The 15078-nt window shown below is 59.9% G+C and carries 13 protein-coding genes; 9 read left to right on the plus strand and 4 right to left on the minus strand.

All coding sequences use genetic code 11. The annotated features are described in order from the left end of the window. Positions 1-3: 3 nt before the first annotated feature. Complete coding sequence (locus tag ACZZ0A_RS08275; RefSeq protein ID WP_463542839.1) at positions 4-1947, minus strand: DNA topoisomerase III; 1944 nt, start codon at positions 1945-1947, stop codon at positions 4-6. Positions 1948-2224: 277 nt separating this feature from the next. Between ACZZ0A_RS08275 and ACZZ0A_RS08280 the strand changes: the two genes are divergently transcribed. Next, on the plus strand, positions 2225-3631 hold the full coding sequence (locus tag ACZZ0A_RS08280) for a serralysin family metalloprotease (RefSeq protein ID WP_463542840.1): 1407 nt from the start codon (positions 2225-2227) through the stop codon (positions 3629-3631). A gap of 809 nt (positions 3632-4440) precedes the next feature. Then, positions 4441-4809: a DUF427 domain-containing protein gene (locus ACZZ0A_RS08285; RefSeq protein ID WP_123374916.1), complete on the plus strand. Its 369-nt coding sequence runs from the start codon at positions 4441-4443 to the stop codon at positions 4807-4809. A gap of 55 nt (positions 4810-4864) precedes the next feature. Here the strand turns inward: ACZZ0A_RS08285 and ACZZ0A_RS08290 are convergent, their stop codons facing one another. Together ACZZ0A_RS08290 and ACZZ0A_RS08295 are read right to left on the minus strand one after the other, a co-directional pair. After that, positions 4865-6487 carry an MFS transporter gene (locus tag ACZZ0A_RS08290; protein WP_007910646.1) on the minus strand — a complete coding sequence of 541 codons (1623 nt, stop codon included), beginning with the start codon at positions 6485-6487 and terminating at the stop codon, positions 4865-4867. A 158-nt stretch (positions 6488-6645) separates the two neighbouring features. After that, complete coding sequence (locus ACZZ0A_RS08295) at positions 6646-8292, minus strand: GMC family oxidoreductase (RefSeq protein WP_463542841.1); 1647 nt, start codon at positions 8290-8292, stop codon at positions 6646-6648. Between the two features lie 133 nt (positions 8293-8425). Here ACZZ0A_RS08295 and ACZZ0A_RS08300 point away from each other — a divergent pair, with 133 nt between their 5' ends. The 6 genes from ACZZ0A_RS08300 (at position 8426) to arsH (ending at position 12788) form a co-directional block, all read left to right on the plus strand. Continuing rightward, entirely contained in the window at positions 8426-9331 is a 906-nt protein-coding gene (locus ACZZ0A_RS08300; RefSeq protein WP_110720479.1) for a LysR family transcriptional regulator, read from the plus strand. Positions 9332-9405: 74 nt separating this feature from the next. Further along, positions 9406-9876, plus strand: coding sequence for a GNAT family N-acetyltransferase (locus tag ACZZ0A_RS08305; RefSeq protein ID WP_463542842.1), 471 nt, complete (start codon positions 9406-9408; stop codon positions 9874-9876). A gap of 53 nt (positions 9877-9929) precedes the next feature. After that, entirely contained in the window at positions 9930-10277 is a 348-nt protein-coding gene (locus tag ACZZ0A_RS08310; protein ID WP_007910655.1) for a metalloregulator ArsR/SmtB family transcription factor, read from the plus strand. Between the two features lie 23 nt (positions 10278-10300). Continuing rightward, the gene (locus ACZZ0A_RS08315; protein ID WP_463542843.1) at positions 10301-11584 is read left to right on the plus strand and encodes an arsenic transporter; all 1284 of its coding nucleotides are present in this window, start codon (positions 10301-10303) and stop codon (positions 11582-11584) included. A gap of 28 nt (positions 11585-11612) precedes the next feature. Further along, the gene (locus tag ACZZ0A_RS08320) at positions 11613-12083 is read left to right on the plus strand and encodes an arsenate reductase ArsC (protein WP_007910659.1); all 471 of its coding nucleotides are present in this window, start codon (positions 11613-11615) and stop codon (positions 12081-12083) included. A 9-nt stretch (positions 12084-12092) separates the two neighbouring features. Further along, a complete protein-coding gene (arsH, locus tag ACZZ0A_RS08325) occupies positions 12093-12788 on the plus strand; it encodes an arsenical resistance protein ArsH (protein WP_095111539.1) in 696 nt (231 codons plus the stop codon). A 28-nt stretch (positions 12789-12816) separates the two neighbouring features. On the opposite strand, the gene ACZZ0A_RS08330 is transcribed toward arsH, so the two are convergent. Further along, entirely contained in the window at positions 12817-13743 is a 927-nt protein-coding gene (locus ACZZ0A_RS08330; protein ID WP_463542844.1) for a universal stress protein, read from the minus strand. Positions 13744-13992: 249 nt separating this feature from the next. Between ACZZ0A_RS08330 and ACZZ0A_RS08335 the strand changes: the two genes are divergently transcribed. Further along, positions 13993-15066, plus strand: a complete 1074-nt coding sequence (locus ACZZ0A_RS08335; protein ID WP_007910665.1) for an NAD(P)-dependent alcohol dehydrogenase — start codon at positions 13993-13995, stop codon at positions 15064-15066. The last annotated feature ends 12 nt before the right edge of the window (positions 15067-15078 follow it).

Consider the following 15078-nt stretch of genomic DNA (forward strand, 5'->3'; position numbering starts at 1 on the left):
GTTTTATTTGGCAGCTGGTTTCGGCGTGCGCTTGGTTGTGCCTGTGGTTTTGCTGCGGGTCGATTTGCGTTTCTTCTTCCACGGTGCTGCGGCTTTACCGGCCGGCGGCGGGCCGCTGATGGTCAGGCTGAGGCTGGAGCAGCGCGTCACTTGCTTGCTCATCCACGCCGCTTGTTTGGTGACGAAGTCTTCCAGACTCATTTCACCGCTTTGCACCATGTCCAGCGCCTGCTCCCAGATCGCCGTGGTGCCGGGGTCGGCAATCGCCCGTGGCACCGCGTCGATCAGGCTGAACGCCGCCGGCGTAGCAGCGAGGGCCTTGCCGTTTTTCACCAGATAGCCACGGTCAATCAAACCCTGAATGATCGAGGCGCGGGTGGCTTCGGTGCCGATACCAGTGGTGTCCTTGAGCTTCTGTTTGAGCAGCGGATCCTCGACCAGTTTGGCGACGTTTTTCATCGCCTTGATCAGATCGCCCTCGGTGTAGGGCTTGGGCGGTTGCGTCCACAGATCCTTGAGCTTCACTGCGGCGATGGCGCATTCGCCCCCCTTGCTCAGGGCCGGCAAGGTTTGCGGTGCGGGTGCCTCGCGGCCCTTCGCCGCTGCCAGCGCTTCGGGCAGAGCACGCTTCCAGCCTGGTTCGATGATTTGCTTGCCGACCGCGCGCAATGCCTCACCGGCGCAATCGAAATCGGCCTGGGTGCGATCGTATTCATGATTGGGCAGGAACTGCGCCAGATAGCGTGCGCGAATCAGGGTGTAGACCGCGCGGTGTTTGCCGGTCAGGCGTTCAAGATTTTTCGCCGCTGCGGTGGGAATAATGCCGTGGTGAGCGCTGACCTTGGCGTCGTTCCACGCGCGGGATTTGCGTTGTGGCTCCAGAAACCCCTTGAGCGCTTCAAGACCCGGATCGGCCTGACGCAACGCGGCGAGAATCCCCGGTGCCTCGCTGTGCTGGCTCAGCGGCAAGTAGCCGCAATCGCTGCGCGGGTAAGTGATGACCTTGTAGGTTTCGTAGAGCGCCTGGGCGATGTCGAGGGTTTCCTGAGCGCCGAGGCCAAGTTTCTTCGAGCAGACTTCCTGCAAGGTGCCGAGATCGAAGGGCAGGGGCGCCACTTCACGCATGCGCTCGGTTTTCAGCTTGACCACCCGCGCACTGGCAGCGCTGCTGATCGCATCCGCGGCTTGCTGGGCCAACGCCTGATTGAGGCAGCGATCCTGATCGTCACAGGCATCCGGCGGCGCGCGCCACTGTGCGGTAAACGGTGTGCCGTTGTGCAGCAGATCGACATCGATCGCCCAGAACGGCACCGGCACGAAATCGGCGATGCTGCGGTCGCGATCCACCACCAGGCGCAAGGTCGGCGTCTGCACGCGACCCACCGGCAACACCCCTTGATAACCCGATTGACGCCCCAGCAGTGTGAACAGCCGACTCATGTTCATGCCGATCAGCCAATCCGCCCGCGAGCGGCCCAGCGCCGAGTGATACAGGCTGAACGTCTCGGCTCCCGGTTTCAAAGCGGCCAAGGCCTTGCGGATCGATGCTTCATCCAGCGCCGACAGCCACAAACGGCGGATCGGCCCGCGATAACGACAGTGCTCGACCAGTTCCCGGGCGATCATCTCGCCCTCACGGTCGGCGTCAGTGGCGATGATCAGTTCGCTGGCTTCACCCAGCAGGCGCTTGACCGCTTTGTACTGGCTGGCCGTGCGCGGCTTGACGGTCATTTTCCACTTGTCCGGAATGATCGGCAGATCAGCCAGCACCCAGCGCTTGTAGCGAGCGTCATAGGCATCCGGCGGGGCCGTTTCGAGCAAGTGGCCGATGCACCAGGTCACCGTGACGTCCGTTCCCAGCCAGCAGCCGTCGCCCCGACGTTTGGCGCCGAGCACGGCCGCAATGTCTTTGGCCTGGGAGGGTTTTTCACAGAGGTACAGCCGCATAACCACCATCGTCGATCAAGGTCCGAACAGGTGCACAGAATGGCCGGACTTGGCCTCAGGGGCAACTTTTATCTGTATGGATATACAGATAAAAAACATTGCAGCACGTGACGGGTAATACCGGGACGCAGGCCGGGCTATCGAGAAATTGATTAGCGCCCGGCTGGCGCCTGTGTCAGGTTTTTCGCCGATTCAAACACGCGAGTGACAGGACGATCTCGCCAGAAGATCGCCGTGGTCTGTCGACACTGACTACTCAGAAACAAGGAAGTCCATCATGGCTCAAGCCAAATCGAAAACCAGCAGCGCCTTCGACGAAATCAATACGTTCAGCCACCTGTATGACCGTGGCGTCGGGCTGGTCAATGGCAAACCTTCATTCACTGCCGATCAGGCTGCGGATGAAATCCTGCGTAAAGGCCTGTCGTGGGGCGACAAGAACGCTGACGGCAAGATCGACCTCAGCTATACCTTCCTGACCGAGAAACCGGCGAACTACAACGTCAAACTGGGCAACTTCAGCGAATTCAGCGCCCAGCAAAAAGCTCAGGCCGTGCTGGCCATGCAATCCTGGGCTGACGTCGCCAATGTCACGTTCACTGAAGGCAAGGGCGGCGATGGCCACATGACTTTCGGCAACTACGATGTCAGCACCGGTGGTGCGGCCTTCGCTTACCTGCCGAGCGGCGGCAGCTATGACGGCCAGTCGTGGTACCTGATCAACGATCAGTATCAGGTCAACAAAACCCCGGACACCAACAACTACGGGCGCCAGACCCTGACCCACGAGATCGGCCACACCCTCGGCCTGTCGCACCCCGGGGCCTACAACGCCGGCAACGGCAACCCGACCTACAACGACGCCAAGTACGCCGAAGACACTCGCGGCTACAGCCTGATGAGCTACTGGAGCGAAGCCAACACCGAGCAGAACTTCAGCAAGGACGGCAGCGGTGCGTATGCTTCGGCGCCATTGCTGGACGATATCGTCGCGGTGCAAAAACTGTATGGCGCCAACTACGCGACCCGCGCCGATGACACCACCTACGGTTTCAACTCCAACGCCGAGCGCGATTTCTACAGCGCCACTTCGGCGTCTTCCAAAGTGGTTTTCTCGGTGTGGGATGGCGGCGGTAATGACACGCTGGACTTCTCCGGCTTCAGCCAGAACCAGAAGATCAACCTCAATGAAGGCTCGTTCTCCGATGTTGGCGGTCTGGTGGGCAACGTTTCCATTGCTTACGGTGTAACCGTGGAAAATGCCATCGGCGGTTCAGGCAATGACCTGCTGATCGGCAACGCCGTAGGCAACGAACTGGTCGGCGGTGCCGGTAATGACATCATTTACGGTGGTGGCGGTGGCGATACCTTGTGGGGTGGTGCAGGTGCAGACACTTTTGTGTTCGGTGCTGCCAGCGATTCGACCATGACTGCGCCGGACTGGATCATGGATTTCACCAGCGGCCTGGACAAGATCGACTTATCGGGGATCGCCGGTTTTACCACGGGCGCGGCGTCGTTGAACTTCGTCAGCGGCTTCACTGGGCATGCGGGCGATGCGATCCTGACCTACTTCGAGCAGACCAATCAGACCAGCCTGATGGTTGACCTGACGGGGCAGGGTTCGGTGGACTTTGCCGTGGGTGTGGTGGGGCAAGCGGTGGCGACTGATATCGTTGCGTGATGCCTGAGCAGCGGCCCTCACCCTAACCCTCTCCCAGTGGGAGAGGGGACTGACCGAGTTGTCTGGCGAAATCCATCGACCTGAAAAATCTAGTCGATTATGGATTCAAAGCGAATCGTTCAAGTCGGTGAATCTCGCCAGTATCCCCAATCGGTTCTCTCTCCGAGTGGAAGAGGGGACTAACCGAGTTGTCTGGCGACATACATCGACCTGAAAAATCGGGTCGATTATGGATTCAAAGCCAGTCGTTCAAGTCGGTGAATCTCGCCAGTATCCCCAATCGGTTCTCTCTGCCAGTGGGAGAGGAGACTAACCGAGTTCTCTGGCGACATACATCGACCTGAAAAATCGGGTCGATTATGGATTCAAAGCCAATCGTTCAAGTCGGTGAATCTCGCCAGTATCCCCAATCGGTTCTCTCTCCCAGTGGGAGAGGAGACTAACCGAGTTCTCTGGCGACATACATCGACCTTAAAAATCGGGTCGATTATGGATTCAAAGCCAATCGTTCAAGTCGGTGAATCTCGCCAGTATCCCCAATCGGTTCTCTCTCCCGGTGGGAGAGGAGACCAACCGAGTTCTCTGGCGACATACATCGACCTGAAAAATCGGGTCGATTATGGATTCAAAGCCAATCGTTCAAGTCGGTGAAGTTCGCCAATATCCCCCAATCGGTTCCCTCTCCCTCAGGGAGAGGGCTAGGGTGAGGGGCTTTTGAGGTTGATGGGCCGTTCGGCTGTAAACCCACCCTAACCAGAACCGATGGGCTATACCTGAACCGGTCTCTTCGCCGTATTCAGGAGAAACCCATGAAAAGCCCCGGTCCCAGTCCCGTCATTGCCCTCGAACAACTTTCCGGCTGCCTGATAGTGAAATTCCACGGCATCCAGGTTGCCGCTTCTTCCCACGTCATGATTCTCAACGAAGCCAACTATCCGCCGGTCTATTACGTCCCGCGCGAAGACATCGACGAAAAGTATTTCGCCCGCACCGACCACACCAGTTACTGCCCTTACAAGGGCGATGCCAATTACTTCAGCCTGCAAGTGCCGGGGCATGAAGGGGCGAACGCGGTGTGGACCTACGAGAATCCGAAAGTGTCAGTGGCACCGATCCGCGACTACGTGGCGTTTTATCCGGATCAGGTGAAGTTCGAAGTGATCAAGGCAGATGCCTGAGCAAAAAAAACGGCGAGGGTCAAAGCCCTCGCCGATTGATTTTTCTGGTTGAGTTTCAGTTCTTGTCGAGATCGATATTCTTCGTCTCACGCAGACAGATCATCCCCACCACCAGGCTCACCCCGGTAATCAACACCGGGTACCACAAGCCATAGAAAATGTCCCCGGTGTACACCACCAGCGCGAACGACACCGTCGGCAAGAACCCGCCAAACCAGCCGTTGCCGATGTGGTACGGCAGCGACATCGAGGTGTAGCGAATGCGCGTCGGGAACAGTTCGACCATCAGCGCCGCCAGCGGCCCGTAGCACATGGCCGAGATGATGATCAGTGCCACGATCAGGGCGACGATCATTGGCTTGTTGATCTGCTGCAGATCGGCTTGTTGCGGGTAGCCGGCGAGGGTGATCGCGCCGCGCAGGGCAGCCTCATCGAAGCCGTCGAGTTTGACGTCGCCGACGCTCACTTGCACGGCGCTGCCAGCCGGGGCGGCGGCGCTGGAGTAGGGCAGGCCTTGCTTGACCAGGAAGGTTTTGACCTTGTCGCACGGGCTGTCGAATTTGGCTTTGCCCACCGGATCGAACTGGAAGGTGCAAGTTGCCGGATCCGCCAGTACGGTAATTGGCGCCTGACGGCTGGCCTGATCGATCGCCGGGTTGGCGTAGTGGGCGAGGGATTTGAAGATCGGGAAGTACAGCGCTGTGGCCAGCAGCAGGCCGAGCATCAGTACCGGTTTACGCCCGACCTTGTCCGACAGCCAGCCGAAAAAGATAAAGAACGGCGCGCCGATGACCACGCTGATGATCAGCAAGGTGTTGGCCACTGCTGGGTCCATTTTCAGGAACTGGGTGAGGAAGAACAGCACGTAAAACTGCGCCGCGTAGAAGGTCACCGCTTGGCCGGCGTTGATGCTGAACAGGGCGATCAGCACGACTTTAAGATTTTCCCATTTGCCGAAAGATTCGCGGATCGGCGCCTTCGAGGTTTTGCCTTCCTCTTTCATTTTCAGGTACGCCGGCGACTCGTGCAGGCTCAGGCGGATCCAGGTGGAAATGCCCAGCAGCACGATCGACAACAGGAACGGAATACGCCAGCCCCACACTTCAAACTGATCGCCGGTGAAATAGCGGCAACCGAGTACCACCAGCAGCGACAGCAACAGGCCGAGGGTCGCGGTGGACTGAATCCAGCTGGTGTGGAAGCCGCGTTTGCCGATTGGCGCGTGCTCGGCCACGTAGGTCGCAGCGCCGCCGTATTCACCGCCGAGCGCCAGGCCCTGAAGCATGCGCAGCACCACCAGAATGATCGGCGCGGCGATGCCGATGCTGGCGTAGGTCGGCAGCAGACCGACGCAGAACGTTGCGACGCCCATCAGAATGATTGTCGCGAGAAAGGTGTATTTGCGCCCGATCATGTCCCCCAACCGACCGAACACCAGCGCCCCGAAAGGCCGCACGATAAACCCTGCAGCGAAAGCCATCAGCGCAAAGATGAACGCCGTGGTGTCGTTGACCCCGGCGAAAAACTGCTTGCTGATCACCGCCGCAAGGGCGCCGTAGAGGAAGAAGTCATACCACTCGAACACCGTCCCCAGTGATGAAGCGAAGATGACTTTGCGTGTATCCGGGCTGGTCTCGACGCTGCGCACGGCGTCCAGCGGCTGAACGTGTTCTGACATATCGGTATCCCTCACAGTGATTGTTTTTGTTGTTCCACTGGTGTTGCGTGTCCGGGTGATGCCTTGAATTAAACGCGGTTCTTTGTAGGAGCTGCCGCGGGCTGCGATCTTTTGATCTGGAAAATCCAAAGTCAAAAGATCGCAGCCTTCGGCAGCTCCTACAGGGTTTGGGCCAGCTCCAATTTCGGGGTGCTGCTCCTGGTGTTGGGGTTGAGGATCAGTTGTGCGGCTTTCTCGGCAATCATCAGCGTAGGCGAACAGGTGTTGCCCGAGGTAATGCGCGGCATGATCGACGCATCGGCAATGCGCAACCCGGGCACGCCGTGGACGCGCAGCTGTGCGTCGACCACTGCATCACCGTCATTGCCCATGCGACAGGTGCCGACCGGATGGAAAATCGTCGTACCGATCTTCGCCGCCGCTTCCTGCAGTTCCTCTTCACTTTGCAGGTTGGCGCCGGGCAGATACTCGACCGGTTTGAACGCTTGCAGGGCAGGGGCACTGACGATGCGCCGGGTCAGACGAATCGCATCCGCTGCCACGCGCAGATCTTCAGGATGACTGAGGTAGTTGGGTTGAATCAGCGGCGCTTCCTGTGGATCTGCCGAACGAATGTCGATGCGTCCCCGACTCTGCGGACGCAAATCGCAAACCGAAGCGGTAAAGGCGGGAAAGCTGTGCAACGGTTCGCCAAAGCGCTCCAGCGACAGTGGCTGCACGTGGTACTCAAGATTCGCCGAGGTCTGCTCCGGCCCCGACCGCGCAAACGCGCCCAACTGACTCGGCGCCATCGACAACGGGCCGCTACGGTCATACAGATAACGCAGACCCATGCCCATCTTGCCCCACACGCTGCCAGCGATCTGGTTCAGCGTGCGCGCATTTTCCAGTTGGTAGATCAGGCGCAGTTGCAGGTGATCCTGCAAGTTACCGCCGACGCCCGGCAGCTCATGAATCACGCCGATGCCCAAGCGTTCGAGCAATGGCCGAGGACCAATCCCGGAGCGCTGCAAAATGCTTGGTGACCCGACCGCGCCCGCGCACAGGACGATCTCCTTGCGCGCCTTGAATTGCTTGGTCTGACCTTCATGACGCGCACTGACTTTTGTTGCGCGACCGTCCTCCAGCAGCACCCGGTCAACCTCAACCCCGGTCAGCACCGTCAGATTGGTCCGATCACGCACCGGTTTCAAAAATGCCTTCGCCGCGTTCCAGCGCACGCCGGATTTCTGATTGACCTGAAAGTAGCCGCAACCCTCGTTGTCGCCCTGATTGAAGTCATCGATGCTGGCAATGCCGCTCTGCTCGGCGGCACTGCGAAAGGCATCCAGAATCGGCCATGACAGCCGCTGTTGTTCGACCCGCCATTCACCCTTGGCGCCGTGGAATTCAGCCGCGCCGGCAAAATGGTTTTCGCTTTGTTTGAACAGCGGCAGCACGTCGTTCCAGGCCCAGCCCGGATTGCCTTCGGCCGCCCAGCCATCGTAATCGTTGGCCTGGCCACGCATGTAGATCATGCCGTTGATGGACGAACAACCACCGAGCACTTTGCCGCGCGGATAGCTCAGCGCGCGGCCGTTGAGGCCCGGTTGTTCTTCGGTCTTGAAGCACCAGTCGGTGCGCGGGTTACCGATGCAGAACAGGTAACCGACAGGAATGTGAATCCACGCATAGTTGTCGCGTCCGCCGGCTTCGATCAACAGCACGCGCTGCTGCGCATCTGCCGACAGCCGATTGGCCAGCAAGCACCCGGCAGGGCCGGCGCCGACCACGATGTAGTCGTATTCATCGAGGGAAGTCTGCATTCCCTGACCTCGCTTTTTGTTTTTATTGTCGGACACTCTAGTTGTTAGCTTTCGTTAAAAGAATGTTAGTTTTTGCGCAGCCGCTGTGCGTTTTCAAACAGCCTGCATAGACCTTAGCCGACAAGGACACGCCATGTTCGACTGGAACGACCTGCGGTTTTTTCTCGAGCTGCAACGCAGCGGCCGCCTGCTCACCGCCGCCCGCCGCCTCAACACCACCCACGCCACCGTCGCCCGCCACATCGAAGCCATCGAGAAAAGCCTCGGCACCGCGCTGTTCGTCCAGCACGCGCAAGGCTACGAAATGACCCCAGCGGGGGAGGCGCTGCTTAAGCATGCTGAAGCGATGGAAAACGTGGCGTTGCTGGCGCAGGAAGAGATCACCCAATCCACCGCGCCACTGGGCAAGATTCGTGTGGGGGTGACGGAAGGGCTGGGCATCAAGTTTCTCGCCAGCCGCATGATCGGCTTGTTCGAACGCTATCCGGGATTGGAAGTGGAACTGGTCGCCGTGCCGCGCTTCGTCAGCATCCTCAACCGTGAAGCGGAAATCAGTATTCATCTGGAGCGCCCGGCGGCGGACATGCTGGTTACGCGCAAACTCACGGACTATCGACTCGCGTTGTACGCCAGCCAACGCTATCTCGATAAGGCGCCGCCATTGCAAAGCCGCGAAGACCTCGGGCGGCATGCGTGGATCGGTTATGTCGATGATTTGCTGTTCAGCCAGGAATTGATGTTTCTCAACAGTTTCTGTCGCAGTCCGCGCGTGGTGTTCCATAGCACCAGCGTCATCGCCCAGCAGGAAGCAGCGCGGTCGGGATTGGGTATTGCCGTATTGCCTTGCTACATGGCCGAGTCGGATCCCGATCTGGTGCCGTTGCTGCCGGATGAAAGCATCGAGCGCAGTTACTGGATCAGCACGCGACGGGAGTTGCACAAGTCGGTGCGGCTGCGGGTGGTCTGGGATTATGTGGTGGGGTTGTGTGAGGCGGAGCAGGGCTTGCTGCTGGGCAGATCGCAGGCCGGCATCCGTTAATCCTTTTTGCTGTGCTGCTGTTGGCGCCGCTTTTGCTTGAGTAGCACCAAGGCCTTTGGCAATGGAGAGCAGCAATGAGGGAATGGCTTAGCGTTCGCGACATCAATGCGGACACCTTGAAGGCCATCAGTGACGGCGTCTTGCGGCATGGCCGAGCCTTGTCTGAGGCGCGCGGCGGGCAAGCTGAAGCCATCGCCTGTGCGCTGATGGAGGAGGGAAGACTGATCGGCGGCGCTACCGGCAGAACCGAATTCCGGCGTCTGTTTGTCAATTACCTGTGGATCGACGCGCAATGGCGCGGAACCGGGCTGGGTACTGAGGCGTTGCACAAGCTTGAGGCGTTAGCGGTTGAAAGGGCGTGCGTGGATGCCTTGATCGAAACGCTGGATGACAACGTCGCCCGGTGGTACATCCGCTGCGGATATAGATTGATCGCGCATGTGCCTGAGTACTGCGGCCCGTGGAGTCGTCATTCGCTGTTGAAAACGCTGGTGACGACAGGTGCTCCCACAGGGTTCTTTGGTCGATGGCATTTGCCGGGTTGATTTATATATGGATATCCGTATATTCGGATTTCCGTATGTGATGAGCCCGTCCCATGATCACTCCCACCGAAGTCTTCAAGAGCCTCGCTGACGAAACCCGCGTCCGCGCCATGCTGCTCATTTCCGATCAAGGTGAACTCTGCGTTTGCGAGCTGATGTGTGCGCTCGACGACAGCCAACCGAAAATCAGCCGCCACCTCGCGCAACTGCGCAGTAATGGGTTGTTGCTTGATCGCCGTCAGGGCCAGTGGGTCTATTACCGTCTCAACCCGGATCTGCCAGCGTGGGTGCGCGAAATCCTGCAAGTGACGTCCCTGGCCAATGCTGATTGGCTAAAGGACAACGTCGCCCGCCTGCAGAACATGGACGGGCGTCCGGTGCGCGAAGCCGCCTGCTGCTGAATCCGGATTTAGAGAGTTCTGAAATGTTGCTGGCTTTCGCTGTTTTCGTCTTCACCCTCGTACTCGTCATCTGGCAGCCCAAAGGATTAGGCGTCGGTTGGAGCGCCACGTTCGGCGCCGTGATCGCCCTGGCCGTCGGTGCCGTTTCGCTGCAGGACATCCCCACGGTGTGGGCCATCGTCTGGAACGCCACCGCCACGTTTATCGCGGTGATCATCATCAGTCTGCTGCTGGATGAAGCCGGCTTCTTTGAGTGGGCGGCACTCCACGTTGCACGATGGGCAAAGGGCAGTGGTTATCGATTGTTCGCGTTCTGCGTGTTGCTCGGCGCGGCGGTGGCGGCGGTGTTCGCCAACGACGGTGCGGCGCTGATCCTTACGCCCATTGTCATGTCGATGTTGCTGGCGCTGCGCTTTTCACCGGCGGCGACGTTGGCATTCGTCATGGCCGCCGGGTTTATTGCCGACACGGCCAGCCTGCCGCTGGTGGTATCAAATCTGGTCAACATCGTCTCCGCCGACTACTTCGGCTTGGGCTTTGCCGAATACGCATCGGTGATGGTGCCGGTGAGTCTGGTCAGTGTCGCGGCGACGTTGCTGGTGCTGTTTATGTACTTCCGGCGCGATGTGCCACAGCGCTACCCGGTTGAGGCGCTTCAGGAGCCCAAAGCAGCGATTCGCGACCACGCCACCTTCGTGGTCGGCGGCTGGACACTGCTGATATTGCTGGTCGGACTGTTCGCACTGGAACCGCTGGGGATTCCTGTCAGTGCCGTTGCGGCAGTGTGTGCGGCGATCCTTTTTGCGGTCGCTGCCAAGGGCCACAAGATCGCTACCCGACGGGTTTTGCGTGATGCGCCGTGGCAGATCGTGGTGTTCTCGCTGGGCATGTACCTGGTGGTGTATGGCCTGAAGAATGCCGGGTTGACTGACCTGCTGGCCGTCGTCCTCGACCGCTTGGCCGAGCAAGGTTTATGGAGTGCCACGCTCGGCACTGGCCTGCTGTCCGCGCTGTTGTCATCGGTGATGAACAACATGCCCAGCGTGCTGATCGGTGCGCTGTCGATCCAGGCCAGCGACGCCCAAGGGCTCGTTCGCGAAGCGATGATCTACGCCAACATCATTGGCTGCGACCTCGGCCCGAAAATCACCCCCATCGGTAGCCTCGCCACGTTGCTCTGGCTGCATGTGCTGGAACGCAAAGGTCTGCGCATCACCTGGGGCTACTACTTCAAGGTCGGCATTCTGCTGACCCTTCCGGTTCTGTTGATCACTCTTTCGGCCCTGGCACTGCGCCTGAGCCTTTGATGTCCGCCAAAAGCGGTAGGAGCAATCCATGCGAGTTCTGTTCATGTGCACGGCCAACAGCTGCCGCAGCATCCTCTCTGAAGCCATGTTCAATCATCTGGCACCAGCGGGATTCGAAGCGGTGAGTGCCGGCAGTTTTCCCAAAGGTCAGGTCTTGCCGCGCAGCCTGTCGACGCTGCAACAGGCCGGCATCGCCATTGATGGTTTGCACAGCAAAGGCAACGACGCTTTTGAAAGCAACCCGCCGGACATCGTCATCACCGTGTGCGACAAAGCCGCTGGCGAGACTTGCCCGGTGTATTTCGGCCCGGCGCTGAAATCCCACTGGGGGCTGGAAGATCCGTCCGAAGTGAAGGGCGACGAAGCCACTGTCGACGCGGCTTTTCACGCCACCCTTATGCGCATCGGCCAACGCTGTCAGGCCTTCCTCGATCTGCCTTTCCACTCGCTCAGCCGCGATCAACTCAAGGCTGAGCTCGACCGCATCGGCGCGCTTTAAGGAGGATTTATGTCCGAACTGCCCAACCTCGATCTCAATCTGTTCGATAACGCCAAACCGTCGCAAGCGGGCGCGCACAAACCGCGGATCCTGCTGCTCTACGGCTCGACCCGCGAACGCTCGTTCAGCCGTTTGCTGGTAGAGGAGGCCGCGCGCCTGCTCGAACACTTCGGCGCCGAAACGCGCATCTTCAACCCGTCCGGTCTGCCACTGCCCGACGACGCTCCGGTCGACCATCCCAAGGTGCAGGAACTGCGCGAGCTGGTGCTGTGGTCGGAAGGCCAGGTCTGGTGCTCACCAGAACGGCACGGCGCAATGTCTGCCGTGTTCAAGGCACAGATCGACTGGGTCCCGCTGGAACTCGGCGCGGTACGCCCGACCCAAGGCAAGACCCTCGCCGTGATGCAGGTCTGCGGCGGTTCGCAGTCGTTCAACGTGGTCAACCAGTTGCGCGTGTTGGGCCGCTGGATGCGCATGTTCACCATCCCCAACCAATCCTCGGTGCCGAAGGCCTACATGGAATTTGACGACACCGGGCGAATGAAAGCGTCGCCGTTCTACGATCGTGTGGTCGATGTGATGGAAGAGCTGGTGAAGTTCACCGTGCTGCTGCGCGATCAACAGGCGCATCTGGTCGACCGCTACTCCGAGCGCAAGGAAAGCGCCGAGCAATTGATGGCTCGGGTGAATCAGCGTTCGATCTGAGGCCGTCCCTCGAGAGGGACGGCTGCGTTCAGTCGACCAGTACTTGCGGCGACACCACCCAGGCGCTGCAGGGCATTTTGTACAACAGCTGTTCCACCGTGCTACCGATCAACCGACCCAGGCCGCGATGGCCGATACGGCCCATGACGATCACATCGATGTCATAGGCATCGGCGTAGCTGCACAGCACGTTGGCCGGATTGCCCATGATCATGTGCTGGCGTTCCGGCGCAATGCCGTTGCGCTCGGCCAGTTCGCGGAATGCATCGCCTTGCGCATCGAACAGCGTTTTCGCCTTGCCCTCGGTGAAAAACGTCGAGGCGTTGCCAAAGCCGAACTCGTCGGCGCTGATTGATGACAGGTCGTAGGCATAGACCACATCCAGTTCGGCATCGCAGAGGCTGGCCAGTTTCGCGGCCTCGCGCAGGATACGGTCGTTGAAGTCGGCGTATTGCTCGTCGCGATGAAACGAATCAATCGCCGCGACGATCCGCCGGGGCCGGGCGTGCTGAACATGGCTGACGAAGTGCAGCGGCACCCGGCATTCGCGCAGCAAATGAACATCGAGCGGGGTGAACATCAACCGCGACATGAACGAGGCGTGCTGCAGATCCTTGATCAGCAGGGCCATCGGCTGCTCCTTGAGGTGAATCTGGATTTCATGCAACGGATTGTCGACCCACACCACTTCCGTGGTCACGGTCACGCCGAGGTGGCGCATGGGCCGCGCCTGGTCCTCTAGCCATTGGCGGTGGCGCTCGACATAACCCAGGCGCATCTGTTCCAGGGCCTGCTCGTTGACCAATCCGGCGGTCGCCAGCCCTTCGAGGTAATCGAATGCCACGATGTGCAGCGCCGCCCCCGATGCCTTGGCCAGGGCCGCGGCCCGATCGAACGCAGGGCTGTGTTTCATCAGCGGTGAAGCTACCAGCATGAAACGTGCTTGCTCGGACATGACGAATCTCCTGTGGGTAGCGGCATTGGCCGGCCAGACGCAACGGCGTCAGTTCATGTTGCTCCGTGCCGCCGGGCGTGGCTTGATCTTTGTCAATGACGCGGCCCAATAATGCCTGCGTCCGACGTGCGGCATCGGCGATGCGCAATCCTGCATTGATTGATCGTTATCAACCTTGTGTCGGTCAGTTCGGCGCAGCCTTGGAAAGGTGCTGAACTCACTGCAAACACCTGCACAGGAGTCTTGATCATGGCCATGATGAAAGCGGCGATATTCGTCGAAAAGAATCGCATCGTGCTGGATGACAAACCGATCCCCGAGGTTGGCCCGTTGGACGCACTGGTGCGGATCACCACCACGACGATCTGCGGCACCGACGTGCATATCCTGCGCGGCGAGTATCCAGTGGCCAAAGGCTTGACCGTCGGTCACGAACCGGTGGGCGTGATCGAGAAGCTCGGCTCACAGGTGCGCGGATTTTTCGAAGGCCAGCGAGTGATCGCCGGCGCCATCACCCCCAGCGGTCAAAGCTACGCCTGTCTGTGCGGTTGCGGCTCCCAGGACGGGCCGGACACTCGCCACGGTTTTCGCGCCACCGGCGGCTGGAAATTCGGCAACATCATCGATGGCTGCCAGGCGGAGTACGTCTTGGTGCCCGATGCCTTGGCCAACCTGTGTCCGATCCCCGACGGGCTGAGTGACGAACAGGTGCTGATGTGCCCGGACATCATGTCCACCGGGTTCTCCGGTGCCGAACGTGGCGAAGTCAGTATCGGCGACAGCGTTGCGGTATTCGCGCTGGGGCCAATCGGCCTGTGTGCGGTGGCCGGGGCGCGGCTCAAGGGCGCGAGCGTGATCATTGGCGTCGACGCGGTGGCCGAGCGCATGAGTGTCGCGCGGCAGTTGGGCGCGACCCATGTGGTCAATTTCAAGGACGGCGACGTGGTCGAGCAAATCATGGCGTTGACCGACGGGCGCGGCGTGGATGTGTCCATCGAAGCCTTGGGCACCCAAGGCACGTTCGAGTCTGCCTTGCGGGTGTTACGCCCGGGCGGACGCTTATCGAGCCTGGGGGTTTACGCGTCGGACCTGCGCATTCCCTACGATGCTTTCGCGGCGGGGCTGGGCGATTACAGCATCGTCAGCACCCTGTGCCCCGGCGGCAAGGAACGCATGCGCCGGTTGATGGCGGTGGTGCAAAGCGGTGGCGTCAATCTGTCGCCGCTGGTGACCCACCACTTCAAACTGGACGATATCGAAGCCGCGTATGAACTGTTCGCGCATCAGCGCGATGGAGTGATGAAGGTGGCAATCACGCCGTGATCGGCAACGCAC

The sequence above is a fragment of the Pseudomonas sp. AC242 genome (genome assembly GCF_979258655.1).

Excerpts from the sequence above, each read along its gene's own strand:
- ACZZ0A_RS08300 (WP_110720479.1), top strand. The coding sequence starts at position 8,426 with ATGTTCGACTGGAACGACCTGCGGTTTTTTCTCGAGCTGCAACGCAGC.
- ACZZ0A_RS08290 (WP_007910646.1), bottom strand. The coding sequence starts at position 6,487 with ATGTCAGAACACGTTCAGCCGCTGGACGCCGTGCGCAGCGTCGAGACC.
- ACZZ0A_RS08280 (WP_463542840.1), top strand. The coding sequence starts at position 2,225 with ATGGCTCAAGCCAAATCGAAAACCAGCAGCGCCTTCGACGAAATCAAT.
- ACZZ0A_RS08330 (WP_463542844.1), bottom strand. The coding sequence starts at position 13,743 with ATGTCCGAGCAAGCACGTTTCATGCTGGTAGCTTCACCGCTGATGAAA.
- ACZZ0A_RS08295 (WP_463542841.1), bottom strand. The coding sequence starts at position 8,292 with ATGCAGACTTCCCTCGATGAATACGACTACATCGTGGTCGGCGCCGGC.
- ACZZ0A_RS08275 (WP_463542839.1), bottom strand. The coding sequence starts at position 1,947 with ATGCGGCTGTACCTCTGTGAAAAACCCTCCCAGGCCAAAGACATTGCG.
- ACZZ0A_RS08310 (WP_007910655.1), top strand. The coding sequence starts at position 9,930 with ATGATCACTCCCACCGAAGTCTTCAAGAGCCTCGCTGACGAAACCCGC.
- ACZZ0A_RS08305 (WP_463542842.1), top strand. The coding sequence starts at position 9,406 with ATGAGGGAATGGCTTAGCGTTCGCGACATCAATGCGGACACCTTGAAG.
- ACZZ0A_RS08320 (WP_007910659.1), top strand. The coding sequence starts at position 11,613 with ATGCGAGTTCTGTTCATGTGCACGGCCAACAGCTGCCGCAGCATCCTC.
- ACZZ0A_RS08335 (WP_007910665.1), top strand. The coding sequence starts at position 13,993 with ATGGCCATGATGAAAGCGGCGATATTCGTCGAAAAGAATCGCATCGTG.
- ACZZ0A_RS08285 (WP_123374916.1), top strand. The coding sequence starts at position 4,441 with ATGAAAAGCCCCGGTCCCAGTCCCGTCATTGCCCTCGAACAACTTTCC.
- arsH (WP_095111539.1), top strand. The coding sequence starts at position 12,093 with ATGTCCGAACTGCCCAACCTCGATCTCAATCTGTTCGATAACGCCAAA.
- ACZZ0A_RS08315 (WP_463542843.1), top strand. The coding sequence starts at position 10,301 with ATGTTGCTGGCTTTCGCTGTTTTCGTCTTCACCCTCGTACTCGTCATC.